Annotated in this window: 17 protein-coding genes; 11 read left to right on the top strand and 6 right to left on the bottom strand. The window is 44.0% G+C overall.

Features of this window, described 5'->3' with window-relative positions:
• Window positions 1-65 precede the first annotated feature (65 nt).
• The 3 genes from aceE to lpdA all read left to right on the top strand — a co-directional run bounded on the left by aceE (window position 66) and on the right by lpdA (window position 6,018).
• Window positions 66-2,747: a pyruvate dehydrogenase (acetyl-transferring), homodimeric type gene (gene aceE / locus ACN0VI_RS11390; protein WP_417446887.1), complete on the top strand. Its 2,682-nt coding sequence runs from the start codon at window positions 66-68 to the stop codon at window positions 2,745-2,747.
• Window positions 2,748-2,762: 15 nt separating this feature from the next.
• Window positions 2,763-4,463 carry a dihydrolipoyllysine-residue acetyltransferase gene (gene aceF / locus ACN0VI_RS11385; RefSeq protein ID WP_417446886.1) on the top strand — a complete coding sequence of 567 codons (1,701 nt, stop codon included), beginning with the start codon at window positions 2,763-2,765 and terminating at the stop codon, window positions 4,461-4,463.
• Window positions 4,464-4,599: 136 nt separating this feature from the next.
• The gene (lpdA, locus tag ACN0VI_RS11380; RefSeq protein ID WP_417446885.1) at window positions 4,600-6,018 is read left to right on the top strand and encodes a dihydrolipoyl dehydrogenase; all 1,419 of its coding nucleotides are present in this window, start codon (window positions 4,600-4,602) and stop codon (window positions 6,016-6,018) included.
• Window positions 6,019-6,285: 267 nt separating this feature from the next.
• Here the strand turns inward: lpdA and ACN0VI_RS11375 are convergent, their stop codons facing one another.
• On the bottom strand, window positions 6,286-7,227 hold the full coding sequence (locus ACN0VI_RS11375; RefSeq protein ID WP_417446884.1) for a DMT family transporter: 942 nt from the start codon (window positions 7,225-7,227) through the stop codon (window positions 6,286-6,288).
• A 144-nt stretch (window positions 7,228-7,371) separates the two neighbouring features.
• Window positions 7,372-9,672 carry a tetratricopeptide repeat protein gene (locus ACN0VI_RS11370; protein ID WP_417446883.1) on the bottom strand — a complete coding sequence of 767 codons (2,301 nt, stop codon included), beginning with the start codon at window positions 9,670-9,672 and terminating at the stop codon, window positions 7,372-7,374.
• A 72-nt stretch (window positions 9,673-9,744) separates the two neighbouring features.
• Here ACN0VI_RS11370 and ACN0VI_RS11365 point away from each other — a divergent pair, with 72 nt between their 5' ends.
• Entirely contained in the window at window positions 9,745-10,845 is a 1,101-nt protein-coding gene (locus tag ACN0VI_RS11365) for a PQQ-dependent sugar dehydrogenase (RefSeq protein ID WP_417446882.1), read from the top strand.
• A gap of 127 nt (window positions 10,846-10,972) precedes the next feature.
• On the top strand, window positions 10,973-13,267 hold the full coding sequence (metE, locus tag ACN0VI_RS11360) for a 5-methyltetrahydropteroyltriglutamate--homocysteine S-methyltransferase (protein WP_417446881.1): 2,295 nt from the start codon (window positions 10,973-10,975) through the stop codon (window positions 13,265-13,267).
• 76 nt (window positions 13,268-13,343) lie between these two features.
• Here the strand turns inward: metE and ACN0VI_RS11355 are convergent, their stop codons facing one another.
• From ACN0VI_RS11355 to ttcA, 3 genes are all read right to left on the bottom strand, one after another.
• A complete protein-coding gene (locus tag ACN0VI_RS11355) occupies window positions 13,344-15,437 on the bottom strand; it encodes a M13 family metallopeptidase (protein ID WP_417446880.1) in 2,094 nt (697 codons plus the stop codon).
• A gap of 246 nt (window positions 15,438-15,683) precedes the next feature.
• Window positions 15,684-16,139, bottom strand: a complete 456-nt coding sequence (locus ACN0VI_RS11350; protein WP_417446879.1) for an acyl-CoA thioesterase — start codon at window positions 16,137-16,139, stop codon at window positions 15,684-15,686.
• Window positions 16,139-17,062: a tRNA 2-thiocytidine(32) synthetase TtcA gene (ttcA, locus tag ACN0VI_RS11345; protein ID WP_417446878.1), complete on the bottom strand. Its 924-nt coding sequence runs from the start codon at window positions 17,060-17,062 to the stop codon at window positions 16,139-16,141. The genes ACN0VI_RS11350 and ttcA overlap by 1 nt, the downstream gene beginning before the upstream one ends.
• A gap of 179 nt (window positions 17,063-17,241) precedes the next feature.
• Between ttcA and ACN0VI_RS11340 the strand changes: the two genes are divergently transcribed.
• Window positions 17,242-18,471, top strand: coding sequence for a nucleoside recognition domain-containing protein (locus ACN0VI_RS11340; RefSeq protein ID WP_417446877.1), 1,230 nt, complete (start codon window positions 17,242-17,244; stop codon window positions 18,469-18,471).
• Window positions 18,472-18,928: 457 nt separating this feature from the next.
• Here ACN0VI_RS11340 and ACN0VI_RS11335 read toward each other — a convergent pair whose 3' ends face one another.
• A complete protein-coding gene (locus ACN0VI_RS11335; RefSeq protein ID WP_417446876.1) occupies window positions 18,929-19,525 on the bottom strand; it encodes a class I SAM-dependent methyltransferase in 597 nt (198 codons plus the stop codon).
• A gap of 235 nt (window positions 19,526-19,760) precedes the next feature.
• Between ACN0VI_RS11335 and rlmM the strand changes: the two genes are divergently transcribed.
• The 5 genes from rlmM (at window position 19,761) to ACN0VI_RS11310 (ending at window position 26,201) form a co-directional block, all read left to right on the top strand.
• Entirely contained in the window at window positions 19,761-20,837 is a 1,077-nt protein-coding gene (rlmM, locus tag ACN0VI_RS11330) for a 23S rRNA (cytidine(2498)-2'-O)-methyltransferase RlmM (protein WP_417446875.1), read from the top strand.
• Window positions 20,838-20,841: 4 nt separating this feature from the next.
• Entirely contained in the window at window positions 20,842-21,678 is an 837-nt protein-coding gene (queF, locus tag ACN0VI_RS11325; protein ID WP_417446874.1) for an NADPH-dependent 7-cyano-7-deazaguanine reductase QueF, read from the top strand.
• A 159-nt stretch (window positions 21,679-21,837) separates the two neighbouring features.
• A complete protein-coding gene (locus ACN0VI_RS11320) occupies window positions 21,838-23,718 on the top strand; it encodes an assimilatory sulfite reductase (NADPH) flavoprotein subunit (RefSeq protein WP_417446873.1) in 1,881 nt (626 codons plus the stop codon).
• Window positions 23,718-25,460, top strand: coding sequence for an assimilatory sulfite reductase (NADPH) hemoprotein subunit (cysI, locus tag ACN0VI_RS11315; RefSeq protein ID WP_417446872.1), 1,743 nt, complete (start codon window positions 23,718-23,720; stop codon window positions 25,458-25,460). Before ACN0VI_RS11320 ends, cysI begins: the two co-directional genes overlap by 1 nt.
• 27 nt (window positions 25,461-25,487) lie before the next feature.
• Complete coding sequence (locus ACN0VI_RS11310) at window positions 25,488-26,201, top strand: phosphoadenylyl-sulfate reductase (RefSeq protein ID WP_417446871.1); 714 nt, start codon at window positions 25,488-25,490, stop codon at window positions 26,199-26,201.
• The last annotated feature ends 200 nt before the right edge of the window (window positions 26,202-26,401 follow it).

The following is a 26,401-nucleotide window of genomic DNA, read 5'->3' as shown; positions in this document are numbered from 1 at the left end:
AAAGACCATTGGTGCTGAAATTAGTATTGAATAAGCAGTACCTAGGCCAAATGAAAGGCAAGAATATGACACAAGATCAAAAAAACGATGCGTCAATCGAAGACGTTGATCCGATTGAAACTCAGGAGTGGATCGATGCACTGGATGCAGTAATGGCGGAAGAGGGTGTTGAGCGTGCTCATTACCTGCTCGAAAAATTAGTGGCTAAGGCGCGTCGCGCTGGTGCTAATTTGCCATTCGATTTAACCACTGCGTATCTAAATACCATTCCCCCCTCTCAAGAAGCACATATGCCTGGCGATCAGGAAATGGAGCGTCGTTTACGCGCCATTATCCGCTGGAATGCGATTGCCATTGTTTTACAGGCTTCCAAAAAAGATTTGGAGCTGGGCGGACATTTATCAAGCTTTGCCTCGAGCGCCACTCTTTATGATGTTGGCTTTAACCACTTCTTCCATGCAGCGGATGATGAGCATGGTGGTGATTTAATTTATTATCAAGGTCACTGCTCGCCAGGTATTTATGCACGAGCCTTTCTTGAAGGCCGTTTAGGTGAAGAGCAATTGGCGAACTTCCGTCAGGAAGTTGATGGCAAAGGCCTTTCCTCTTATCCGCACCCTTGGTTAATGCCAGAATTCTGGCAGTTCCCAACCGTTTCTATGGGGTTGGGTCCAATTCAGGCTATCTATCAGGCGCGCTTCTTAAAGTATCTTGAAGATCGTGGCCTGGCTAAAACCAAAGGTCGTAAAGTTTGGGCTTTCTTAGGCGACGGTGAAATGGACGAGCCAGAATCAATGGGCGCGATCAGTCTTGCCGGTCGAGAGAAGCTGGACAACCTGATCTTTGTGGTTAATTGTAATCTGCAACGTCTTGATGGTCCGGTGCGTGGTAATGGCAAAATTATCCAGGAGCTTGAAGGCGAATTCCGTGGTGCAGGTTGGAGCGTATTGAAAGTTATCTGGGGTCGTTATTGGGATCCGCTGATTGCACGTGATACCGAAGGTCGCTTGTTGAAAGTGATGAACGAAACTGTGGATGGTGAATATCAAAACTGCAAAGCCAAAGGTGGCGCCTATACGCGCGAAAAGTTCTTTGGCAAAGATCCTAAATTATTAGAGATGGTTGCCAACATGTCGGATGAGGATATTTGGCGTTTGAACCGCGGTGGCCATGACCCGCACAAAGTGTACGCAGCCTATCATCGTGCAGTTAACACCGAAGGTCAGCCTACCGTGATTCTGGCTAAAACTGTTAAAGGTTATGGCATGGGGTCATCGGGTGAGGGAAAAAATATCTCCCACCAGGTCAAGAAAATGAATCTGGAAGCCTTAAAGCATTTCAGAGATCGCTTTAATGTACCGATTCCTGATGACAAGTTGGAAGAAGTTCCTTTCTATCATCCAGGCGAAGACAGTGACGAAATTAAATACTTGCGTGAGCGCCGTGAAAAGCTTGGTGGTTACCTGCCAGCGCGTCGCCCGCAATCTGATTCTTTGGATATTCCGCCGCTGTCAGATTTTGAACCATTGCTAAAAGCAACCGGTGATCGTGAGATTTCTACTACCATGGCATTTGTGCGTGCCTTGAATATCTTATTGAAAAATAAGTCTTTAAAAGACCGTATTGTGCCGATTATTCCAGATGAAGCCCGTACTTTCGGCATGGAAGGTTTGTTCCGTCAAATCGGCATTTATTCGTCATCAGGTCAGCTTTATGAGCCGGTCGATTCTGATCAAATCATGTATTATCGCGAAGACAAGAAAGGTCAGATTTTGGAAGAAGGCATTAACGAAGCCGGTGCTATGTCATCATGGATGGCGGCTGCGACCAGTTATTCGAGCAATAATTTGCCGATGATTCCTTTCTATGTCTATTACTCAATGTTCGGTTTCCAACGCATTGGAGATTTGGCATGGGCGGCTGGCGATATGCAGGCGAGAGGTTTCCTGATTGGCGCAACCTCGGGCCGCACAACCCTGAATGGTGAAGGCTTGCAGCATCAGGATGGTCATAGTCATATGATTTCAGCGACCATTCCAAACTGCATCAGCTATGATCCGACTTACGCACATGAACTGGCAGTGATTGTTCGCGAGGGTATGCGTCGCATGTATCGTGACCAAGAAAACGTGTTCTACTACATCACGACTCTCAACGAAAACTATCCACACCCAGAGATGCCAGAAGGTTCAGAAGAAGGCATTATCAAAGGGATGTACTTGCTACACGAAAACAAATCTCGCAAGAAAGCCCCGCGCGTTCAGTTGATGGGCTCGGGTTCGATTTTGCGTGAAGTTGAATATGCGGCTGAGTTGCTGGAAGAAGATTTTGGTGTCTTGTCAGATGTATGGTCAGTGACCAGCTTCACCGAGTTGCGTCGTGAAGGCATGGCGGTTGAGCGTGAAAACATGCTGAACCCAACCAAGAAGCCGAAACAGTCCTATGTAGAGCAATGTTTGGCTAAGCAAAAAGGGCCTGTTATTGCGTCAACGGATCACATGAAAGCTTACGCTGATCAGATTCGAAACTTCGTACCACAGAAATTTACCGTGTTAGGCACTGACGGTTTTGGCCGCTCGGATAGCCGTGAGAATTTGCGTCGCTTCTTTGAGGTGGATCGTTATTACATAGTATTAGCAGCGCTTAAAACCTTGGCTGACGAAGGTGAGATTGATGTTAAAGAAGTCACCAAGGCCATCAAGCGTTACAACATTGATACGGATAAAGCCGATCCGGCAACCCTATAAACTGGAGGAAACATCGTGGCAGATATTACACAAGTAAAAGTCCCCGATATTGGTGATGCCAGTGGGGTTGATGTTATTGAAGTATTGGTCAAGGTCGGTGATACCATCGAGCTTGAAGACGGCTTGATTGTTCTTGAAACTGACAAGGCGACTATGGAAGTACCTTCCAGCCATGCTGGAGTGGTTAAATCCATTGATATTAAAGTGGGCGATAAGGTTTCCGAAGGCGATGTCATTTTGTCTATAGAAGCCACTGAAAGCAATTCTGACAGTGAGGACTCGAAAGATAGCCAGTCAGAAGCGAGTGAAGATGATACTGCTGAAGAATCTAAAGACGACTCAAATCAACAAGCTTCTCAGCAAGAAACTTCTCAACAAGAGGCTGAAGAGGATGATTCCTCGGATGATGAAGAGCAGGCAGGCGAGGAAAAAGAAGAGCCCTTAATTGTTCCTGATATTGGCGACGCCAGTGATGTGGATGTGATTGAGGTGAGTGTACAAGCCGGCGATAGCATCGAAAAAGACGATAGTTTGATTGTGCTGGAAACGGAAAAAGCGACCATGGAAGTTCCGTCACCTTCGGCGGGCACCATTGTTTCTATGAGCGTCAAAGCCGGTGATAAGGTGAGTCAGGGCGATAAGATTGGCGTCATCAAGACGGTTTCAAGCAAACCGGCTAAGGCAAAATCTGAGGAATCAAAACCTGAGGAAAAAGCAGAATCTAAGCCAGCTCAAGAGTCTGCTAAAGCTTCTGATAAGCCAAGACCGGCTCCTGTTTCTGACTATCCTGTGCAATCGCCGCAAGAAGGTAAGTTAGTACATGCTAGCCCTGCAGTACGTCGTTTGGCTCGTGAGTTTGGTGTTGATTTGAGCAAGGTAAAAGGCACTGGCCCTAAATCGCGGGTTATGAAAGAAGACGTACAATCCTTTATTAAGTTTGAATTGTCGCGTCCAAAAGCAACCGCCAGTTCGGGGGCTGTGGGCACGCCAGATCTCCCTGAAATCGATTTCTCGAAATTTGGTGAAGTGGAGCAAAAACCTCTCAGCCGTATCCAGAAAATCAGTAGCGTGAATCTGCATCGCAACTGGACCATGATTCCTCATGTGACCCAGCACGAAGATGCCGATATTACTGAACTGGATGCTTTCCGTAAGAGTATGAAAGATGAGGCCGCCAAAGAAGGTGTTCGTCTGACTCCGCTGGCTTTTATCATGAAAGCGTTGGTTGCCAGTCTGAAAGCATTCCCGAGCTTTAATGCATCACTCGCTAATGACGGTGAAAACCTGATATTGAAGAAGTACTACAATATCGGCGTGGCAGTGGATACACCGGATGGCCTGGTGGTGCCGGTGATTCGTGATGTAGACAAAAAATCAGTCTATGAGTTGGCCAATGAACTAGGCGAAATGTCCGAAAAAGCGCGTGATAAGAAACTCGGCGCAGCAGATATGCAAGGCAGTTGCTTCACCATTTCATCGTTGGGCGGAATCGGTGGTACATCCTTTACGCCAATTGTGAATTGGCCTGATGTCGCCATTCTTGGCTTGTCTCGTAATCAAATGAAGCCAGTATGGAATGGTAAAGAGTTTGAGCCACGCATGATGCTGCCAATGTCGCTGTCTTATGACCATCGTGTAATTGATGGTGCAGTGGCAGCACGCTTTATCGTGCATTTAGGCAAAATGCTGGGTGATATTAGACGAGTCATTCTGTAGTAGCCTGAAAACCGCTAATTGATTGATGATTTTTCGGTCAGTTCAGGTAAAATACGCCACTCTTTTGGAGTGGCCATAAATTTTAAGCAATTTTGCGAGCTGTTAGCTCCGAATTCAGATACAAAAAGAGGATCCTATGAGTAATTTACACGCTCAAGTCGTTGTTTTAGGTAGTGGCCCAGGCGGCTACAACGCTGCATTCCGTGCCGCAGATTTAGGCATGGACGTTATTTTGATTGAAAAATACTCTGTGTTGGGTGGTGTTTGCTTAAACGTAGGTTGTATTCCTTCTAAAGCATTACTTCATACCGCTAAAGTAATCGATGAAGCTGAAGAAGTATCAGCTCACGGTGTAAACTTTGGTAAGCCTAAGTTTGATATCGACAAGATTCGCGAATACAAAGATGGCGTAGTGAAGCAATTGACTGGCGGTCTTGCAGGTATGGCCAAAGGCCGTAAAGTTAAAGTCGTAGAAGGTTACGGAAAATTTACGGGTGCTAACGAAATTGAAGTTGAGAACGATGGCAAAAAGCAAAAAGTTACTTTTGACAATGCCATTATTGCAGCGGGTTCGCGCGTTGTTCAATTACCATTCCTACCAGAAGATGACCGGATCGTAGACTCCACTGGTGCATTAGAACTTCGCCAAGTGCCAAAACACATGCTGGTCATCGGTGGCGGTATTATTGGTCTTGAAATGGCGACCGTCTATCGTGCACTGGGTGCGAAAATTACTGTAGTAGAAATGGCTGACCAATTAGTTCCAGCAGCTGATAAAGACGTGGTTAAAGTCTTGGAAAAATACGTTTCTGCTAAATATGAAAATATCATGCTTGAAACAAGTGTGACTAAAGTTGAAGCCAAGAAAGATGGCTTATATGTCACCTTTGAAGGTAAAAACGCTCCAGAAAAACCACAGAAATTCGACATGATTTTATCGGCAGTGGGTCGTCGTCCAAATGGTGACTTAATTGATGCAGATAAAGCCGGTGTTAAAGTTACAGATCGTGGTTTCATCGAAGTCGACAAGCAAATGCGTACTAATGTGCCAAACATCTATGCTATCGGTGATATTGTTGGTCAACCTATGTTGGCTCATAAAGCTTCAGCAGAATCGCACGTTGTGGCTGAAGTGATTGCAGGCAAGAAACATTACTTCGATCCATTAACTATTCCATCAGTAGCTTACACCGATCCTGAATTGGCGTGGGTAGGTCTAACTGAGAAAGAAGCCAAAGAACAAGGCATCGACTATGGTGTAGGCAAATTCCCATGGGCAGCTTCAGGTCGTGCCATCGGCGTAAACCGTAAAGAAGGCTTCACCAAGTTGTTATTCGACAAGAAAAATAACCGTATCATTGGTGGTGCCATTGTCGGTGTTAACGCAGGTGAACTTATCGCAGAAGTTGGATTGGCTATTGAAATGGGCTGTGATGCAGAGGATATCGGTTTAACGATTCATGCACACCCAACCCTTTCTGAGTCAGTGAGCTTTGCGGCTGAGGTTTATGAGGGTGTGTGTACGGATCTTCCTGCGCAACGTAAGAAAAAGTAAGAAAGCGTCTTTTTTGCCCTGAGCATTGTTATAAACCTTTTCATCATCGGTCATTCACTCTATGTGAACCCCCTCTTCGAAAAGATTTATGCCGCGCTCAGGAAAATAATCCAGCTTTCTTAGATTGATTTAAAAAGCTTCCTTCGGGAAGCTTTTTTTATGGGGAAAGGACGAGCGGAACTTGCCAATCAAAGGTGTGATGCGAATGTATGTAGGGGCGACCTGCGGTCGCCTAAAGCGAGTTTTGGGCGGACTGCACTGTACGGGTTACTCAGCTATAGGCGCCACCACTTTTCTGCCAGATAAGGCTGTGATCATTGAGCCTGTGACGACCAGTAGGGCACCGGCAATGCTGAGCATATTGATTGGTTCAGACAACAAGGTTTCTGGATAGAAGTATTCGAGTACTTTCATGCTGGCTATGGTAACCAGTGGCGTAATTGCCAGAATGGCGCTAACACGAGAAGCTTCCCAATGAGCCAGCGCTTCAGCGAAGGCACCGTAGGCTATCAAGGTATTTAAACAACAGAAAATAAGCAGCCACCAGCCAATAGTATCAAGTTCCAGTGCTTGACCGGGAGATGACCAGGGGCTCAATAAAGGAACGCAGGCCAGATAAATCATGAACATAACCTGGTCGGAACGGTAATTGTTTAATAGCTGTTTTTGCGCCAGGGCGTAGGCGGCCCAAACAATTGCCGCTAAAAACATCCAGCCTAATCCTACTGCATAGTCGCCGGTAATCTGTTCGAAAATCTCTTCAAAGCGCAGGTTAAAAAACAATACTAATCCAATGACAAAACAGGCGAAGCCGAACCATTGTTGCTTGTTAAAGGATTCCTTAAATATCATTAAGCCGCCCAATAGCATGAACATGGGCGCGGTTTGAATCATTACTTGCGCACTACTGGGGGTAATCAGGTTGACCCCAAAAAGGTAGAACACATAATTCAGACACAGGCCAATAATGGAAATCACTATCAGCCATAGAATATTACCTTTGAGTAGCTTGATGTTAGGTGATTTTCTCTTATAAATCAGGAAGATGAATAAAATGGCGGCAGCGCTGAAAAAGCGATACCAGGTCACAGTGACCGCGTCCATCTGGTCGAGTAAAGTTTTTAATGCAATGGGCAACAAACCCCAGAGCAGGGCTGTAGTAAGAGATAGCAATAAGCCAAGTTGCCAGCGACCGGATACTGTATGCATGGAAGACCTTGCTTGGTTTTAAAGCTGGATTATGCATCAATATTCCAGCACTGACTAGGAAACGATGACCTGTCAGCTCCAATCTGCTATGAGTAGCAAATATTACCGTCGTCTGCAGCTAACTCTTATAAATATTTGAATGAGTTATAGTGAGTTATAGAGCTGGCGGGCTTCAATTAATTCAGCAAACTCAATATCGGAATCGTGCCATCCCTGGAGTGCTTTTTGCAGATGATTTTTTGCTTCAACCGGTTCTTCAAGAGCGAGATAGACTTTGCCCATATAAAAGTTGTAGAAGGGATAGGCAGGAGCAATTGACAAAATATGCTGCAAGGTTTTTTGGGCTTGTTGTAACTTCTCTGTAGCCAGCTGGGTGCGTGCAATCCAAAGCATAATATCCAGCTGATCGGGGTAGTTTGAATTCATGGCTTCAAAACCCACCATTGCTTCTTGGTATTGGCCCAGCTCAAAAAGGGTCTGTGATTTAATGTAATTAATTTGAAGATCGTTAGTGCTCTGTAAATAAGAGCGCGCAACTGAGAAAATATTGCCATATAAGGGTAGGGCTTGTTCAGCTCGCCCTTGTACGTTATACAGTAATGCCTGTCCAACTTGGATATTAATCATAAAGATCTCCTCCTTGCTGGATTTCGCTAATGCAAACGCTTCTTTCAAAATGGATTCAGCTTTTTCAGTCTGACCTGCTACATGATAGCGCCATGCATTCACTGAGAGGGCTAATAGGCCCTGCATTTTTGACTCAGTACTTGAGTAGTCCTGGTAAGCCTTTGTTAAAAGCTCGGTAGACTTGACCAAGTGGCCAAACTCCCAGTAATAAGTCACAAGGTTCATTCTTGAATTCAATAGTTCGTTTGCAGTCCCGCTGTGTTCAATTGCCTTATAATACATACTCTCAGCTGCTTCTAAGTTACCCACTTGCGCTAAAGTACGGGCATATTGACGCAGAGTGATTACGTGATTGGGACTGATGGTAAGGGCTTGTTGATAGTGGCTTATTGCCGAGTCAAGTTCGCCGGTCTTGCTGTATAGATCACCTATGTTTTTGTATGAAAGGGGATTGTTCTGGTTATTCTTTGCGTAGTTTTCATAAGCAATAATCGCTTTTTCGTATTCTCCAAGCGTGCTGTAGAGATCGCCAATAGTATCCCATAAGTTGTGCTGTGAAGGGTCGAGCTCAATCACCTCTAATAAGCTGATAATCCTTTTATCGTTTTCCTGCGTCAGGTTATAAAACCCAGAGCGCAGTAGGTGTGGCTGGAAATCATCAGGATAAAGAATGGACCATTGATCTAATGTGCGGAAAGTTTCTTCAAGCTTTTTTGTGAAAAAATAATGGTAGGCATTAACTTCAAACCGCTCTCGTTCAGTTAGTCGGTAGTCTTGATGCTGTTGTGCCATGGCTGTGTATTTTTGCGCATTGGCAATGCCATTTTGGGTGATTAAATACTTGGAATACTTTAATGCTGCCTGTGAAAAGGTTGGATCACTCTTTAGTGCCTTTTGATAAAAGGGATCAGCTTCAGATTGTATGTCTGCTAATAGATCGATAGCGGATGCTTTGGCATAGCTTATAAAAGCCTGCCAGTTATTAGTATACAGATCTTCGATTGGTAAATCGGTGAAGTTAATGTTGTCGGAAAAAAAATGCTGGTGGATACGATGATTAATTGCATCGATTGCTTTGAAATAATTCCGGTCTTGCTCTGTAAATTGGGTAATCAATCCACCGCTATTGACCTGATAAAGATTAGCCTTTACTTCGTACTCATTGCCATTTTGATTAATGGAACCATTAATAAAGTATTCTCGAGCCTTACGCTTAGCTAAATTGATTTGGAAGGATAACGGCAAACTTAAGGCGGATAGTGTACTACGACGCAGATCTTGCTCTAAGGTGTTGATATCGATTCGAGAGTAGAACATGTTCTGACTTAAGTCGCGACTAATGACTTCCGAAGTTATTAATGCAATGGAATCTAATTCATGATTATTTGACAGGTTTTTGAACGGGAATATGGCAATGGGCTTTTTATAGGCTTTTTTGGCTACCGTTCTTTTATGAACTTGACCATTTTCATCAGTCACCGTCACTGTGGTGACTATCTTTCCAAAATCCTGTCCTGCAAAAAGCTGAAACAGAATTAAGGGAATTATCATCACATTAAAAGGAATAAAGAGCTTCTCGAACAGGCTCCATCTCTGTTTTCCAGGAGCTCCATGATGCCAGGCGCTAACAAGAATGAGAGGTAGGCAGAGTAATAAAAAGACTAATATGGCCTCTTCCCATAAAGGTGATAGTGCATAACGACCAACCGCCCATTGCGTAAACTCCAAGGCTGTCCAACTACCGGCCAGGAAGAAACCGAAAATGTGGGGAATGCGGCGCTTGATTAGCGTATTGAAAAATCCCTCTGATTCACTCATAGTTGTTTTAGGTAGGTGCTTTTATTATTGATGAATTCATAATAAGCTGAATTATGGTCAGGGTAAAGGAAAGTGGTTATGAAAGCTCAAGTCCTTACGGCAGTCTGTCTTTTGACAGTATTGCTTAGTCAACCTTCAAGTGCTGCCAAGGTTCCTGAAGGTTTTAAAATCCAACTGTTTGCTGAGAATGTTGATGGTGCTCGGCAAATGGCACTGTCTGATTCGGGTATTGTCTATACTGGTTCGCGTAAGCCAGGCAAAGTCCATGCCATGATTGATAAGGACAATGACTTCAAAGTCGATGAAGTGGTTGTGATTGCTGATGGTTTATATCTACCCAGCGGGGTAGCATACAAAGATGGTGACTTGTATGTTGCTGAAGTCGATAAGATTTTGCGATTCAAAGATATCGACAAAAACTATGACAAAAAGCCACAGCCGGAAGTGGTTTTCGATAAATTGCCGAGCGAAAGTCATCACGGTTGGAAATACATTAAATTCGGTCCCGATGGACATCTATATATTCCGATTGGTGTGCCCTGTAACATCTGTAATGAAGAAGATGAACGCTTTGGTACTATTGGCCGCTTAAATATCGAAACCGGTGAGTTTGAATTGATCGCAACAGGTGTCCGTAACAGCGTGGGTTTTGACTGGCATCCTGAGACAAAAGAATTGTGGTTTACCGATAATGGTCGTGACTGGATGGGCGATGATTTACCGCCTTGTGAGCTCAATATCGTGACCGAAGATGGTCAGTTTTTTGGTTTCCCTTATGTGCATGGCAATGATGTCATTGACCCTGAATATGGAGATGAATTAGGAGATCGCGAATATCAAAAGCCAGTTTGGGAGTATCAAGCGCATGTGGCGCCACTAGGAATGATGTTCTACACCGGCGATATGTTTCCTGAAAAGTATAAAAACACACCATTGGTAACACTGCATGGCTCCTGGAACCGAAGTACTAAAGTGGGTTATAAAGTAGTGCATATGACACTAGAAGGTAATGCAGTAACCGCCGAAAATGATTTTGTCACTGGTTGGCTAAAGGGCGATGAAGTGTTGGGCCGTCCTAATGACATTATTATGTTGCCTGATGGTTCAATACTGGTTTCTGATGATGGTTTCAGCAAGGTCTATCGAGTGTCCTATTCTACTGAGGCTCAATAACTTTTAGTTATACATATCAATTAGTTATAGATTGATTTGCTACTATGGCGTAATTGCTTGCGGATTATTCTTGAATGGTTAATATGGACGTCTAAACGTCTATATTAATTATTTAAGGAGTAACACAATGGCTCGATCACACCTATTAGGATTACCGAGGATTGGCAAAAAGCGTGAATTAAAATTTGCTTTAGAAAAGTATTGGAAGGGTGAGCAGCAGCAAAGCTCATTGCTCGAGGTCGCATCAAAGATCAGACTTGATAACTGGGAAAGCTCTCATCAATCAGGACTTGATTATATTACTGTGGGTGACTTTGCTTTTTACGATCAAGTTTTAAATACATCAATTCTCTTAGGGGTTGTACCCCGCAGATTTAAAGAAAGAACCAGTAGCAATACGCTGGATGATTATTTCAGAATGGCTCGAGGTTCTGCTCCAACGGGTAGCCAAGTGAGTCCATGTGAAATGACCAAATGGTTTAATACCAATTATCATTATATCGTACCTGAACTTGTTAAAGAGCAGCAGTTTGAACTTAATTTCGAATTATTAAAAGAGGAAATCCAATTAGCTAAGAAAGTGGAAGCACCGTTGAAGTTACAACTGATCGGTCCGGTGACTTATTTATGGCTAAGCAAAGAAAAAGAGTCCGGGTTTAATAGGTTAAGTTTGTTACCAGAGCTGATTGATGCCTATAAAAAGCTTCTACTTCAACTGCATGCTGAGGGTGTTGAATGGGTACAAATAGAAGAACCTGTTTTAGTTGTAGATTTAGCTAAGGATTGGACCGAGGCTATTGCAACAACCTATGCCAAGTTGGATGGTGAGCAGCGCCCCAAGTTATTGTTGACCAGTTATTTCGGTCATATTGATGATAAACATGCATTGCTAAATGCTTTACCTGTTGATGGCATTCACCTCGATTTAGTTGCAGGTGGTTGGCAACAGCTAGAGCAGCTATTAACCTATTGGCCAGAAGATCGAGTAATATCTCTGGGGGTAGTGAATGGTAGAAATATCTGGCGCAATGATTTACGCAAAACGATAAGTCGTCTTCAACCATTGGCAGATAGCTTGCAGGATAAATTGTGGGTATCAACAAGTTGTTCTCTGCTGCACTGCCCTGTTGATGTCAATAGTGAGCAAAGAATCGAGAGCACCATAAAAAAAGGACTTGCATTTGCAGAACAAAAAATAAAGGAAGTGGCATTAATTACTCAAGGATTAAACTCTGGCCTGGAGGCTATCGCTGAAGCGATTGAGGAAAGTGATCAAGTCGTTGAGCTTCGCCAAAATTCAGATTTGGTTCATAATAAGAGTGTACAGGAAAGAGTAGCTAACATTAGTTCAAAGGATAGACAAAGAGCCGCAAAGTTTTCTCATCGAAAGAAAGAGCAAAAGAAGCATTTTAATTTTCCACTATTACCAACTACAACCATCGGATCATTTCCACAAACAAGCTCTATCCGTAAGGCAAGAAAGTCCTTTAAAGCAGGAGAGATACCCGAAGAAACATACATCCAGTTAATAAAGGATGAGATTCAGTTTGTGGTGAAAGAACAAGAAAGGCTGGATTTTGATGTTCTTGTGCATGGCGAGGCTGAGCGTAATGATATGGTCGAATATTTTGGTGAACAGCTGAATGGGTTTGCTTTTACTGACTTCGGCTGGGTGCAAAGCTATGGTAGCCGTTGTGTTAAACCTCCAATTATTTACGGCGATATATCTCGAAAGCAGCCAATTACGGTAGACTGGTCAGTATACGCACAGTCCTTAACGAACAAAAAGGTGAAGGGCATGTTAACAGGCCCAACGACTATTTTGGCTTGGTCCTTTGAAAGAGAAGATATATCGAATGAAAGCATTGCAACTCAAATTGGATTGGCGTTACGGGACGAGGTCCTGGATTTGGAAAGCCAAGGTGTTGATATTATCCAAATTGATGAGCCGGCTTTTAGAGAATTATTACCGCTACGAAAGAGTGGGCAGCAGGATTATCTGAACTGGTCAGTGAATGCTTTCCGTTTGTGCAGTGCTGCGGTAAAAAACACCACGCAAATTCATACACATATGTGTTACTCGGAGTTTAATGAAATCATGGAGTCAATTGCTCTACTTGACGCTGATGTAATTACTATTGAATCCTCTCGATCAGATATGGAGTTATTGCAATCTTTTGAAGATTTCAAATACCCAAATGATATAGGGCCAGGAGTTTATGATATTCACTCACCGAGAGTTCCTGACAAGCAAGAGATTGTTTCCTTATTGGAGGCTGCGGCGAATAAAATACCGGTTGAGCAGTTGTGGGTAAACCCTGATTGTGGCTTAAAAACCAGAACATGGGATGAAGTAAAACCTGCCTTGGAAAATTTATTGGGTGCAACCAAGGAGTTTAGAGACAGACGAGCGCTGAACTAGAATAGAACTTAGCCAGTAAAAAAGCCGACTGTAAAGTCGGCTTTTTTGTTCTCGGTAAAAGAAGTAATAAATACAATTACCAAATTTTAACGCGTTCTTCTGGCTCTAAATACATATCATCACCAGGTTTTACGTCGAATGCCTCGTGGAATTCAGGCATGTTCATAACGGTACCGTTAGCACGGAATTCACTCGGTGAATGTGGGTCGGTATCGATACGCTTGCGCAGCTCTTCGTCACGGTATTTACGGCGCCATACCTGTGCCCAGCCGTAGAATACACGTTGGTCACCAGTCATACCGTCGATTACTGGAGCTGGTTTACCGTCTTTAGAAAGCTGGTAAGCTTTATAAGCGATAGTTAGGCCGCCCAGGTCACCGATGTTTTCACCTTGGGTGAATTCGCCGTTAACATGAACACCGTCAAGTACTGTGAAGTTGTTGTATTGAGCAACTAACTGGTCAGTACGTTTCGTGAATTCAGTAAGGTCTTTTTCTGTCCACCAGTTGCGAAGTTTGCCGTCGCCATCGTATTGTGAACCTGAGTCGTCGAAGCCGTGGCCCATTTCATGACCGATTACCGCGCCAATACCACCATAGTTTACTGCGTCGTCTGCTTCCAGATTAAAGAATGGAGGTTGCAGAATAGCTGCTGGGAATACGATTTCGTTCATGACGGGGTTGTAATAAGCGTTAACGGTTTGCGGAGTCATAAACCATTCTGAGCGATCGATTGGCTGGCCTAATTTTTCACGGTTACGCTTTATTTCAACCATGGTGGCACGCTTCATGTTACCGTACAAGTCGTCTGCTTTAATCTCAAGTGCTGAATAATCTTTCCACTTGTCTGGATAGCCAACTTTAGGGGTAAACTTAGCCAGTTTATCTAGCGCTTGCTCTTTAGTTTCTTCACCCATCCACTCTAGCTCTTTAATGCCTTGGGCATAAGCTTTGCGAAGGTTTTCAACCAACTCTTTCATGCGTTCTTTAGCTTCTGGCTTGAAGTGTTTTTCAACATAAATTTTACCAACCACTTCGCCAAGGGTAGCGTTAATCACATTGACCGCACGTTTCCAGCGTGGCTCCTGCTCTTCAACACCACTTAATACACCCTGGAAGAAACGGAAGTTTTCTTCGGCCAGTGCTTTATTCAGAAATGATGCTGAGTCACTGATAAGGTGCCATTGATAATAGGTTTTCCAATCTTCAATTGAGATCTCTTTGAGCATGTCGTTTACCGCAGCGAAATAATCAGGCTGACCAACGATAACGTTATCAATGCCTTCAAGCATTGCTGTTTTGCTCCAACGATCCCAGTCAAGATTTGGAGTGGTTTTTTGCAGTTCTTCGAAGCTCATTTTGTTATAACGAGCCACCGGGTTACGGAGCTTTTCTTTTGGCCAATGTTTTTCAGCGATTTGCATTTCAATCGCCATAACTGTCTCGGCTTTTTCTGCGCCATTTTCCATACCAGCAAGTTCAAACATTTTTGCAATATGCTCAACATATTTCTGGCGAGTTTCTTCACTCTTCTCATCGTCTTTCACATAGAAATCACGACTTGGTAAGCCTAAACCATTTTGACTCATTTGCGTGATATAAGTATCTGGTTGACGTGCGTCAACATAGACGTAAGTACTGAAAGGGGCTTCGCTGACCATTTGTGCATAGGCGATATATTCAGAAAGATCGGAAAGATCTTTAATTGCAGCGATCTTATCCAGTTCAGGCTGAAGTGGCTTTGTGCCTAGCTCTTCCAACAACTCTTCGTCCATGTAACTCTGGTAGAGGTCGCCAACTTTTTGTGCGTCAGAGCCTTGCTCAGGGTTGCTGTTAGCAGCTTCTTCAATGATTGTCTGAACATCTTCGCGAGCTTGCTCAGCCAAGATTGAGAATGCGCCATAGTTTGATTTATCTGCTGGGATTTCAAACTCTTTTAACCATTTGCCGTTTACATGACGGAATAAATCGTCTTGAGGGCGAACTGAAGGGTCAAAGTGTTCTTTATCGATACCAGATACAAGCTCTTGTTCTGCTTGAGTAGTGGTTGTTGAAGTTTGCTCGGCAACTTCCTGTTTAGCTGTTTCTTGGTTTGCTTTTTGCTCTTCCGTACCGGAATTACAAGCCGCTAACACAGCTAAACAAACGGAGCTAATGAGTAGTTTTTTCATTGGGACACCTTTGTTTAAGACTAAATAGTGTAAGACTGATAATAATCTGTTATTGAGCGCTCTGTGCGCTATTTAAAAAATTCCGCTCAACATACTACCCAGATCAGCAGATAAAGAAAAGTTTTAGCAGGGGCTAAAAGTAACAGAGTGTGACAAATAGAGGGGAGTCAGGGGGCGGTCATTAAAAGGGCGGACATACCGGTCCGCCATACAACGTTGTGATTAAGGGCTAGCCACCGATTGCTGCTAGAGCTTAAGCTCGGGTTCTAATTTTAGAATTTCATCGAGCACACAGTCTTTGAGCGCAACTTTCTGGTTTGTGCTGTAATCAATCATCACAATTCGGCTTTTTCCCAGTGTGGTGACGGTTTGCTGTTGTATGCTAAATGCTTGATATTCCATGGTAAAACCGAACTCTTCCAGCTCGCTGATGCGAGTACCCACGATCAGGGTATCAGGGTAGACCACTGGACGACGGTAACGAGTGTAGATATCAGCCAGTATAGGGCCAACTGTGTTGTTGGTAATTTTAGCTTCCTGACCTAACGCTTCCAAGTATGCGATACGCGCACTTTCAAAGTAGCGAATATAGCTGACATTGTTAACGTGCTGGAAGGCATCCATTTCACCCCATGCCACAGTTATGGGTAATATTACTGGAAATTGCTGTTTAAATTCAGTTAACGCTTGAGTATCAGACATTAGCCTACCTTAATAATGTTAATGCTTCGGGTATCTTCGTATTCGTCACGCTCTATATCAGGAGTTTGGATATCGGGCGCATCGAACAGGGTATCTTGTTCAGTTGACTCCTGGCTTAAGCCCACAAAATCAAACAGATTGGTGTCGGTTAGATGGGATGGTGCCACATTGCTGATCGACTTAAATATGGTTTCAATGCGACCTGGGTATTTGCGATCCCAATCTTGTAGCATCATCTTAATGTTTTTGCGCTGCAGGTTTTCCTGCGAACCACACAGATTACACGGAATAATCGGGAATGCTTTGAGCTTGGCAAACTGTGCGATATCTTTTTCTTTGCAGTAAGCTAGCGGACGAATCACTATATGCTTGCCGTTGTCACTTTTCAGCTTAGGCGGCATGGACTTCATTTTTCCGCTAAAGAACATATTCAGGAATAAAGTTTCAATGATGTCATCGCGGTGATGACCCAGAGCGATTTTGGTAATGCCGTTTTGCTCTGCCCAACTGTAAATAATGCCACGACGCAGGCGTGAGCATAAACTGCAAGTGGTTTTGCCTTCAGGAATAATGCTTTTGACCACGCTGTAGGTGTCTTCTTCTATGATTTCATAGGGCACACCAACTGACTTTAAGTAGTTTGGTAACACTTCTTCTGGAAAGCCCGGTTGTTTCTGGTCAAGGTTTACCGCAATTAACTCGAAATTCACTGGTGCACTCTTTTGTAAGCCCATCAGAATGTCGAGCAGAGTATAAGAATCCTTGCCGCCGGACAGGCAGACCATAATTTTGTCGCCTTCTTCAATCATGTTGAAATCAGCAATCGCTTCGCCCACATGACGACGCAGACGTTTTTGCAGTTTGTTAAAGCGGGTCTTGGCTTGTTTTGCCAGCAGGTCTTTATCGAGTGTGTCTGTGCTCATCTTGAAAACCGAATTAATGGGTATGTTCGCTTGGGCTCCAGTCTGAAACAATTTGAACGGATCTGGAATAGTCCAGCGAAGAAAAGGCGCTCATTATACACTTTAAACGTCAATTTTGTGTATTATCAGTGGCAAGATCGGGTTAACAGAACCTATAACCACCCGAAGAAGGAGACGGTGTGTTAAACATTCTCTGGCTATTCTTTTTTGTGATTGCTTTTGTGTTAGCGCTTTTTCAATGGTTGGTGCAAGGCAACGCCGCGGCTTTTCCAGAGCTGGTGCAGTCGATTTTTGATATGGCAAAGCTGAGCGTCACCATCGCGATTGGTCTGATTGGTATTCTCGCTTTCTGGCTGGGGCTTTTGAAAATAGCCGAAAAAAGCGGGCTGGTTAATCTTTTAGCCAAGGCACTGGCACCACTGTTTCGTAAATTAATGCCAGAAGTTCCCAGCGGTCATCCGGCGCTGGGCAGTATCAGTATGAATATGGCTGCTAATATGCTGGGCTTGGATAATGCGGCAACTCCGATGGGCATACGCGCCATGGAGCAGTTGCAGGAAATCAATCCGCACAAAGAAGAAGCCAGCAATGCCCAGATTTTATTTCTGGTTCTCAACACTTCTGCAGTTACTGTTATTCCGATCACTATTCTGCTCTATCGTGCGCAGATGGGGGCTACCGATCCCGCCGCAGTGTTCCTGCCGATACTATTAGCGACCTGTGCATCGACCTTCTTTGGCTTGTTAGCAGTATCTATTGTGCAAAAAATTGATATTTTTAATCGAGTCATTGCTACTTACTTTCTGGTGTTTGCAGGACTGATTGGTGCCCTGGTATGGAGTCTGATCAGCTTACCCGCCGAAGAGATGGCCGAAGCCAGTTCAGCACTGGGCAATTTCCTATTGATGGCAGCCATCGTTACTATCCTGTTATACGGCTGGCGAAAGAAGATTGCAGTCTATGAGGACTTTGTTGAAGGGGCTAAGGAAGGTTTTAAGGTTGCAGTTACCATCATTCCCTACCTAGTTGCTATGTTGACTGCTATTGGCGCGCTACGAGCATCTGGGGCACTGGATGCTTTCGCCCGAGGTCTTGGCCGGCTATTTGGTAGTTTAGGACTGGATACTCGCTTTGTGGATGCATTGCCAACCGCACTGATGAAACCGTTTAGCGGTAGTGGTGCACGAGCCATGATGTTGGAAACCATGGACAGTCAGGGTGTCGATTCTTTTGTTGGCTATATGGTGGCGACAATTCAGGGCAGCACCGAAACCACCTTCTATGTTTTGACCGTTTATTTTGGTGCGGTGGGGATTAAGCGGATCAGACATGCTTTGGCTTGTGGTCTGATTGCTGATTTGGCAGGTATCGTCGCGGCTATTTTACTGACTTATTGGTTCTTTGCATAAGGGGGCTTGGGGTTAGACATTAAGTGGTTACTAACTGCCGAAAATCTATACAACTTTGACGAGTTATCTTGAATATTTTTCAGAATATTTCTTTAAAAAAGTCCCAAAAATGTGACAGTCATACTATGAGAAATCCACAAGCTGGGCTAAAGCTAGAAATGACAAGGGTTTGAGCCTGTATAGAAAGTATTCAGAGTGGAGATAGCCTATTGCAAACAACCTAACTCCTTGATATTAATAATAAAACGCCTAAGCTGATTAAAAAATGAACAATTCGTGTGGGTGTCCAGTGTTTTCGGGCTTAGAAAAAGTTTCTTGCAACTTTTCCCCAAAGTTATCCACAGAAATTGTGAAAAAATGTTTACAGAATTTTGACGCTGACATGACAATGTGACACTTCATTTATCTCAAAGCATCACATCCCATATAGACAGGGGATTTCAGGGCTATTCTGAGGCTAAGATATCTTAGTTCCACTGGCCACTGTGTAGGCAGGACCCTGCTTGTGTTTTTTGTAGTTACCGAAGATTTCCTTAAAAGCCTTTTTCATGAATTCTCTTAAGCCAGTGATAGTGACTACATAGAAAGTGCCGCCCGGTTCCAGACGATCCCAGGCATCTTGCAAGAAGATATAGAGTAGTTCATTGCCGACCTTAGCCGGAATGTTAGAGCAGATAACGTTGAAGTGTTTCTCTGTCACAGTGCTAAAACCGTTACTCAGGCGAGCGGTTGCATTGGCCACCCCGTTTAACTCACAGTTCTTGTTGGCATAATCCACCGCCACAAAATCTTTATCTACCATCAATGTTTTGCCTTGAGGAGCCTGTTTCGCCATAGCGATACCTAACGCGCCATAACCACAGCCCAGATCCAGACAATGATCGGTTGGCTCAATATCCATATACTTCAGCAACATGATAGTGCCGTCATCAATATTGCGTGGCGAGAATAAGCCCCAGGTAGTTTTAAACTGCAACGGGAAACCACACAAAGAGTCCTCGAATTGAAGATCCTGTTTCAGTCCAGGGATATCAGATTTGGTGTAATGAGCCATGATGTCGATTTTAATGGTTAAGTTGGCGCGATTTTATCACTATGTGATAGGAATCCCTAATCTAGAAGCCAGCTAAGCTGGCTTTAACATCGTAGGAGGTAGCCTTCTCACTTGCAGGATCTCGCTCCTCAACATTGGGTTATTTCTGCTAAATTGATAGTCTGAATATGTATTTAGTAGCTATATCACTGTGATAGAATGCCCTCCATATTTTCACCATGAATAGTAAGGTTTCATGAATCAAACGCCTTTTGTCTTTTTCTGTCGCCCGGGCTTTGAGTCGGATTGTGCCGCTGAGGTACAGTCTTTTGCCAGCGCCTGTGATTTGGCAGGATATGCTAATACCACGCCAAACTCAGGTTATGTTCGGTTTTTCCTGTTTGATGAGGTGAGTGAGCAGGCGTTTTTTGAAGAGCTGGATATCCATGAGCTGATCTTTGTGCGTCAGTGGTTCTGGGCCAAAGCCGAGTTAATTGATCTGCCTGTTGAGGATCGGATTACACCGATTCTTGAAGTGTGCAGTGAAGTGGCTATGGCGAAAAGGGTGCTGGTTGAGCACTTGGACAGCGACGAAGGTCGCGAGATGTCGAAGTTTTGTAAAAAGTTTTCTACGCCGGTGACGATTGCTCTCGAGAAGCAGGGTCTAATTCATGATGACAGTGAATTTCAATTGCATCTGTTGTTTTTGGCAACCGATCATTGTCTGGTTGGGTTTTCTCCTGAGGAGCGAGCTTCTGAATTGAAAGGCGGTATTTTACGTCTGAAGTTGCCGAAGGATGCACCGAGTCGTTCTACCTTAAAGTTGGAAGAAGCGATTAATACCCTAATGTCCGGCAAGCAGCGCAGAGCGGTTTTGCGGTTAGGCAACACTGCAGTCGATCTGGGCGCAGCGCCAGGTGGTTGGAGTTATCAGCTGGTACAACAAGGTTTGCAGGTGACAGCGATCGATAACGGCACTATGGATAAAAAGTTGATGCAGACCGAGCATGTGATTCATCTGCAAGAAAACGCGTTAGCCTGGATGCCGGAAAAGCCGGTTAACATTCTGGTTTGTGATATGGTGGAAAAACCTTCTCTGGTCGCCAAGTTAATGGCCAAGTGGTTGGTAGCGGGTAAAACCGAACATGCTATTTTCAACTTAAAACTACCGATGAAGAAACGCTTTCAAGAAGTTAACGAGTGTATTGGTTTGATTTGTGACGAACTGGAAGAAGCGGCCATTGATTATTTCTGGCAGGCTAAACATTTGTATCATGACCGCGAAGAAATCACGGTTTATTTCCGACGTAAGATTAAAAAACCGCCGCAGTAACCTTATGCAAAACGATTTATCACCACAGGATATCCCATTAGGCAAGCAGGTTGAGTATCCCTCTCAATATCAGCCTGAGTTGTTGTTTCCGGTTGCGCGTCAGCTGAAGCGCGATGAGATTAATATTCAGGGTGAACTCCCTTTTCACGGCTCGGATATCTGGAACGCTTATGAGCTATCGTGGCTCAATGCCAAAGGTAAACCGCAAGTGGCCATTGCGGTATTTGAGTTTGACTGCATCAGCACCAACATCATCGAGTCGAAGTCTTTTAAGCTCTATCTCAATTCATTAAACCAAACCCGGTTCGCTGACTGGCAAGCGGTGGAAAAAACGGTAACCGATGATTTATCCAAAGCCGCAGCAACCCGTGTTTCGGTAAAGCTGTTTAACGTCGAGGAGTATAACCACGCCGTGCCAGTTAAAGAATGGCAAGGTGTTTTGCTGGATGAGCTGGATATTGAAATAGACGGTTATCAGTATCAACCAGAGTTATTGGCGCTTGAATCTAATGAAGTAGTGGCTGAATCTTTGTATAGCCATTTATTGAAAAGCAACTGCCTTATCACCTCGCAGCCAGATTGGGCTAGTATTTCAATTGAGTATAAAGGCCCGAAAATCGATCAAGAATCGCTGCTCAAATATTTAATTTCCTTCCGAAACCATAATGAATTTCATGAGCAGTGTGTGGAGCGCGTCTTCATCGACATCATGCGCCACTGCAAACCGTCTGAATTAACCGTATACGCACGATATACCCGTCGTGGTGGTTTGGATATCAATCCATGGCGTTCAAACGTCAGTGGTAAAATCTGCCACAATCAGCGCCATGCTCGTCAATAGAAAGGCGTCAATAGAAAGGCGTCAATAGAAAGGCGTCAGTAGAAAACGGTTAATCCTCTTTATATAACTTTAGGTCATACAGTTATGGTCGTTAATTCGTAGAGGATAGACGTCTATACGTCAATAATGTGTCTCCCAATGACCCATTGATGTATTGACGTGACCGTAAAAGAACACCAGTTAAGCAACTTCGGAGGAAAACCTCTTAATGATGAGTTGCTTCATCAAATCCGCAATTTAAGCGCCCAGGAAATCAGTTGGCTCAGCGGCTACTGTGCCGGGCTGCTTGATTATCAGTCTGAAAACATTTCTGTACCTGATGTGGCCAACCTGCCTGAAGCGAATCCTGTTGCAGGGTCAGATTCAAAATCAGGTTCGAAATCAGCCCAGCCCGTTCTGGTGCTCTATGCTTCACAGACTGGTAATGCGCAATCCATAGCTGAACAGCTTTTTGACCATTTGCACGCTAAGTCTATTGCTACGGAATTGAAATCGTCGTTGGAAATTACGGTAAAAGAGCTGGCGAACTATTCAGCCATATTGTTGGTAGCTTCGACGCATGGCGAGGGTGAGCCACCGGATGATGCGATTGATTTGTACGAGGCGCTAACCAGCAAGAAGCTTTTGTCGAAAGGATCTTTGCTAAAGGACCTAAGCTTTGCAGTGCTCGGTCTGGGCGATTCAAGTTATGAATTCTTCTGCCAGACAGCTAAAGATTTTGCGCAGAGCTTTAGTAAGCTGGGGGCGCAGGAGTTAATTGAACCTGTACTCTGTGATGTTGAGTATCAGCAGCCTGCAGCGCAATGGATTGATCAGGTCTCAGTTGCAGTGACAGCGCTAGTTGCTCAGACCAGTGCTACACAGTCAAGTGCCTCTCTAGTTACATCTAATGCAGTGATTGGTTCATCAAGTACTCCCATAGCAGAAGTAAACACTAGCTATAACAAAGACAATCCTTTCAAAGCAACCGTTGCTACCATTCAGAAAATCACCGGTAGGGGCTCGCCCAAAGAAACCTATCACGTTGAAATCGACATAGAAGATTCCAACATAAGCTATCAGCCTGGTGATGCTTTGGGAATTGTTGCCCACAACCAGCAACCTTTAGTGGAGGACATTATTTCTTTATTAGCTCTTGATGGAGAAGTATCAGTTGATTATCACAATCAGACCTTAACACTAAAACACTATCTAACAGAATATGCCGAGCTGACTCTGGTCAGCAAAGCTACCATTAAAGCTTTGTTAGAATTGGAAGCAAGCGTTCAGTTACAGGAAATTTATGACAGTGGCTACAGTGAGTTTATAACCAACCATCAGTTCATTGATCTGTTGCACATTGCACGACCGACTATCACAGCTCAACAGTTGGTGGATATTTTAAAACCCATTAAGCCGCGTTTGTATTCAATTGCGTCGAGTCAGCAAGAATTCGAAGATGAAGTCCATCTGACTTTAAATCATATATCCGTCAATAACCCTTATGGCGAACGCTATGGGCTGGCCAGTCATCATTTAACCCAAACCTTAAGCGAGGGTGAGGCGGTCAGCATTTTTGTTGAACATAATCCAAAGTTCAAATTACCCGCTGTCGATGCACCGATCATTATGGTTGGTCCGGGTACTGGCGTTGCACCTTTTCGAGCGTTTTTGCAAGAGCGTGCGGCAAGCAACTGCACAGAAAAAAACTGGTTAATATTTGGCAATCCTCACTTTGACACCGATTTCTTGTATCAGGTTGAAATCCAAAAATATGTTAGCTCTGGTCTATTAAACAAACTGGATCTGGCTTTCTCTCGTGACAGCGAACAAAAAGTTTATGTGCAACATAAGCTGCTTGAGAATGCCGTCGAAGTATGGCAGTGGCTAGAGCAGGGGGCTTATTTTTATGTCTGTGGTGATATGCACAAAATGGCAAAAGATGTTGAGCAAGCTTTGCTGACCATAATTCAAGAGCAGGGCCAACGTGACGAAGAAGCAGCTAAACAATATTTGAAAGCATTAAAAATCAATCAAAGATACCAGCGGGATGTGTACTAATGAGTAAAGTAAAGCCAACCATTTATGACCCACAAAAGCATACTGCGGTTGAAGGCATAAAAGTAAACAGCAATTACTTGCGCGGAACTTTGCAACAAAGTTTGCAGAGTGAGATTACCGGTGCAATTGCTGATGACGATCAGATGATCATCAAGTTCCACGGTTCCTATCAACAGGATGATCGAGATTTGCGTGCAGAGCGACGCAAGCAAAAACTGGAACCGCTATACTCATTTATGATTCGTGCGCGCTTACCTGGTGGGGTTGCATCGGCAGAGCAGTACAAGGTGCTGGCCAAAGTCGCTCAAGACTACGGACACAGTAGTTTGCGTTTAACCACGCGCCAAACCTATCAATGGCATGGCATCGTTAAGCGTGATCTCAAGAAAACAATTGCAGGGATCAACAGGGCCCTGGTGGACTCGATTGCAGCCTGTGGCGATGTTAACCGTAATGTAATGGCAAATCCTTTATTTGAGCAATCTAAACTGCACACAGAAGTTTATCAGTGGTCAAAAAAGATTAGCGAACATTTGCTGCCAAACACCAATGCTTATCATGAAATCTGGTTAGATGGTGAGAAAGTAGAAAGTACCGAAGAGCCAATTTATGGAAAAACCTATTTACCGCGAAAATTTAAAATTGCCATTGCTGTACCGCCTAATAATGATGTGGATATTTATGCCAATGACATTGGCTTAATTGCCATATCAGACGGTGAAAAATTAAAGGGCTTTAATATTCTGGTCGGCGGTGGCATGGGCTCTAGTCATAATGATCCGGAAACCTATCCTCGAGCGGCAAGTGTAATTGGTTTTTGTAAGCCTGAACAAGCGCTAGAGGTGGTTGAGTCGATACTGAAAGTGCAACGCGATTACGGCAATCGTGAAGTTAGGAAGTTGGCACGCTTAAAGTACACCATTGATGGCTTGACGGTAGAAGGTTTTAAAGAGGTTTTGGCTGATTATCTTGGGTGGTCATTACAGCCAGCTCAACCGTTTAGTTTTGAGCATAATGGTGATCGTTACGGCTGGATAAAATCTGATGACGGAAAGTGGCATCTGACTCTCTATATCCACAGTGGCAGAATCAAGGATACTGAACAGTCTCAAGTATTTAGCGGGCTGTTAAAAATTGCTGATCTTCTTGTAGGACAAAGCGATGGCATTCAAAGCGGAGGTCGGGACGGAGAATTCCGTTGTTCGCCCAATCAAAACCTGATTATTAGCAATGTCAGTGACGAAAATAAAACCGCGATAGAAAAAATATTACAGCAGCACAACATCAGTATTGGACAAACCGAAACACCAACCCGACTCAATGCGTTGGCTTGTGTGGCATTTCCAACCTGTGCCTTGGCAATGGCTGAAGCAGAACGTTATTTGCCGACGCTGCTGGACAAAATTGAAGAGCAACTTGAACAATATGGTATTGCTGATGTGCCGATTAATATTCGCATGACTGGTTGTCCCAACGGTTGTGCGCGACCTTATCTTGGAGAAATTGGTTTCGTCGGCAAAGCACCGGGCAAGTACAACCTTTATTTGGGCGCTAGTCACACGGGAGACAGAGTAAACAAACTGTACCGAGAAAATATTAATGAGGCCGAGATCTTGAAAGAGCTTGAGCCACTATTTGCCAGCTTTGCTGAGTTACGCAAACCAACAGAATCATTTGGTGATTTTGTGATTCGTCAGGGTTATGTCTTGGCGGTACATAATGGCCGTGATTTCCATGCATAGTTATAGAGAACGCAGGATGGCATTGATATGGGATTAGCAAGTACAGACTGGTTAGAGCAGGTTAATCGCCGGCTAGAAACCTCAAGTGCTGTTGAGCGGATTGAGTTTATGCTGGAGCAGTTGCTGGGTAATGCCGCATTGGCCTCAAGTTTTGGTGCTCAGTCTGCAGTCAGCCTGCACATGGTCACGCAAGTTGTACCTGATATTCCAGTTATTCTGATTGATACCGGTTATTTATTTCCTGAAACTTACCAGTTCATTGATCAGTTACAGTCAAAGCTGAATCTCAATTTAAAAGTGTATCGCAGTGAGCTCAGCCCGGCCTGGCAGGAAGCGCGCTACGGTGAGCAGTGGCGACAGGGTAAATCAGGCATTGAAGTGTATAATCTTCGCAATAAAGTCGAGCCAATGGATAGGGCCTTGAATGAATTGAAAACCGACATCTGGTTTTCCGGCTTACGTCGTCAGCAGGCAAAAAGTCGCGAGCAGCTTCCCGTGGTGCAAGGGTTTAAAGGACGGTTAAAAGTTCATCCAATCATTGATTGGAACAATAAAACGATTCATGAATATCTGAACAAACACAAGCTGCCTTATCACCCTCTATGGCATAAGGGGTACGTCTCGATTGGCGATACTCATAGCACGCGTCCGCTAAGTGGTGATATGACTGAAGAAGAAACACGTTTCGGTGGGGTGGTGCGAGAATGTGGCTTGCACGTTGATACCCTTTCGGGGTTATGAGACAGGTGTATGAGACAGGAGTATGAGACAGAGTTATAACGGCTAACTTATCTGTCTTAAAGCCGTTCAACTTTCAACTCAACCTCTTGATTCGACGCTATATTCTATTTAGGAATATATGACTGCTTAAAGATTATTTTTGCTTGGTGTTAGAGGGTGATTAGATATAGCCATCTAAACGGTTAATCTAGTGTCATCTT

Source organism: Kangiella sp. (genome assembly GCF_048265365.1).
In the GTDB taxonomy this organism is placed as follows: Bacteria; Pseudomonadota; Gammaproteobacteria; order Enterobacterales; family Kangiellaceae; genus Kangiella.
The sequence above is the reverse complement of the archived record's forward strand: the minus strand, read 5'-3'. Positions and strand labels throughout refer to the sequence as shown.

Excerpts from the sequence above, each read along its gene's own strand:
- aceE (WP_417446887.1), top strand. The coding sequence starts at position 66 with ATGACACAAGATCAAAAAAACGATGCGTCAATCGAAGACGTTGATCCG.
- lpdA (WP_417446885.1), top strand. The coding sequence starts at position 4,600 with ATGAGTAATTTACACGCTCAAGTCGTTGTTTTAGGTAGTGGCCCAGGC.
- ACN0VI_RS11375 (WP_417446884.1), bottom strand. The coding sequence starts at position 7,227 with ATGCATACAGTATCCGGTCGCTGGCAACTTGGCTTATTGCTATCTCTT.
- ACN0VI_RS11370 (WP_417446883.1), bottom strand. The coding sequence starts at position 9,672 with ATGAGTGAATCAGAGGGATTTTTCAATACGCTAATCAAGCGCCGCATT.
- metE (WP_417446881.1), top strand. The coding sequence starts at position 10,973 with ATGGCTCGATCACACCTATTAGGATTACCGAGGATTGGCAAAAAGCGT.
- ACN0VI_RS11355 (WP_417446880.1), bottom strand. The coding sequence starts at position 15,437 with ATGAAAAAACTACTCATTAGCTCCGTTTGTTTAGCTGTGTTAGCGGCT.
- ACN0VI_RS11350 (WP_417446879.1), bottom strand. The coding sequence starts at position 16,139 with ATGTCTGATACTCAAGCGTTAACTGAATTTAAACAGCAATTTCCAGTA.
- ttcA (WP_417446878.1), bottom strand. The coding sequence starts at position 17,062 with ATGAGCACAGACACACTCGATAAAGACCTGCTGGCAAAACAAGCCAAG.
- ACN0VI_RS11335 (WP_417446876.1), bottom strand. The coding sequence starts at position 19,525 with ATGGCTCATTACACCAAATCTGATATCCCTGGACTGAAACAGGATCTT.
- rlmM (WP_417446875.1), top strand. The coding sequence starts at position 19,761 with ATGAATCAAACGCCTTTTGTCTTTTTCTGTCGCCCGGGCTTTGAGTCG.
- queF (WP_417446874.1), top strand. The coding sequence starts at position 20,842 with ATGCAAAACGATTTATCACCACAGGATATCCCATTAGGCAAGCAGGTT.
- cysI (WP_417446872.1), top strand. The coding sequence starts at position 23,718 with ATGAGTAAAGTAAAGCCAACCATTTATGACCCACAAAAGCATACTGCG.
- ACN0VI_RS11310 (WP_417446871.1), top strand. The coding sequence starts at position 25,488 with ATGGGATTAGCAAGTACAGACTGGTTAGAGCAGGTTAATCGCCGGCTA.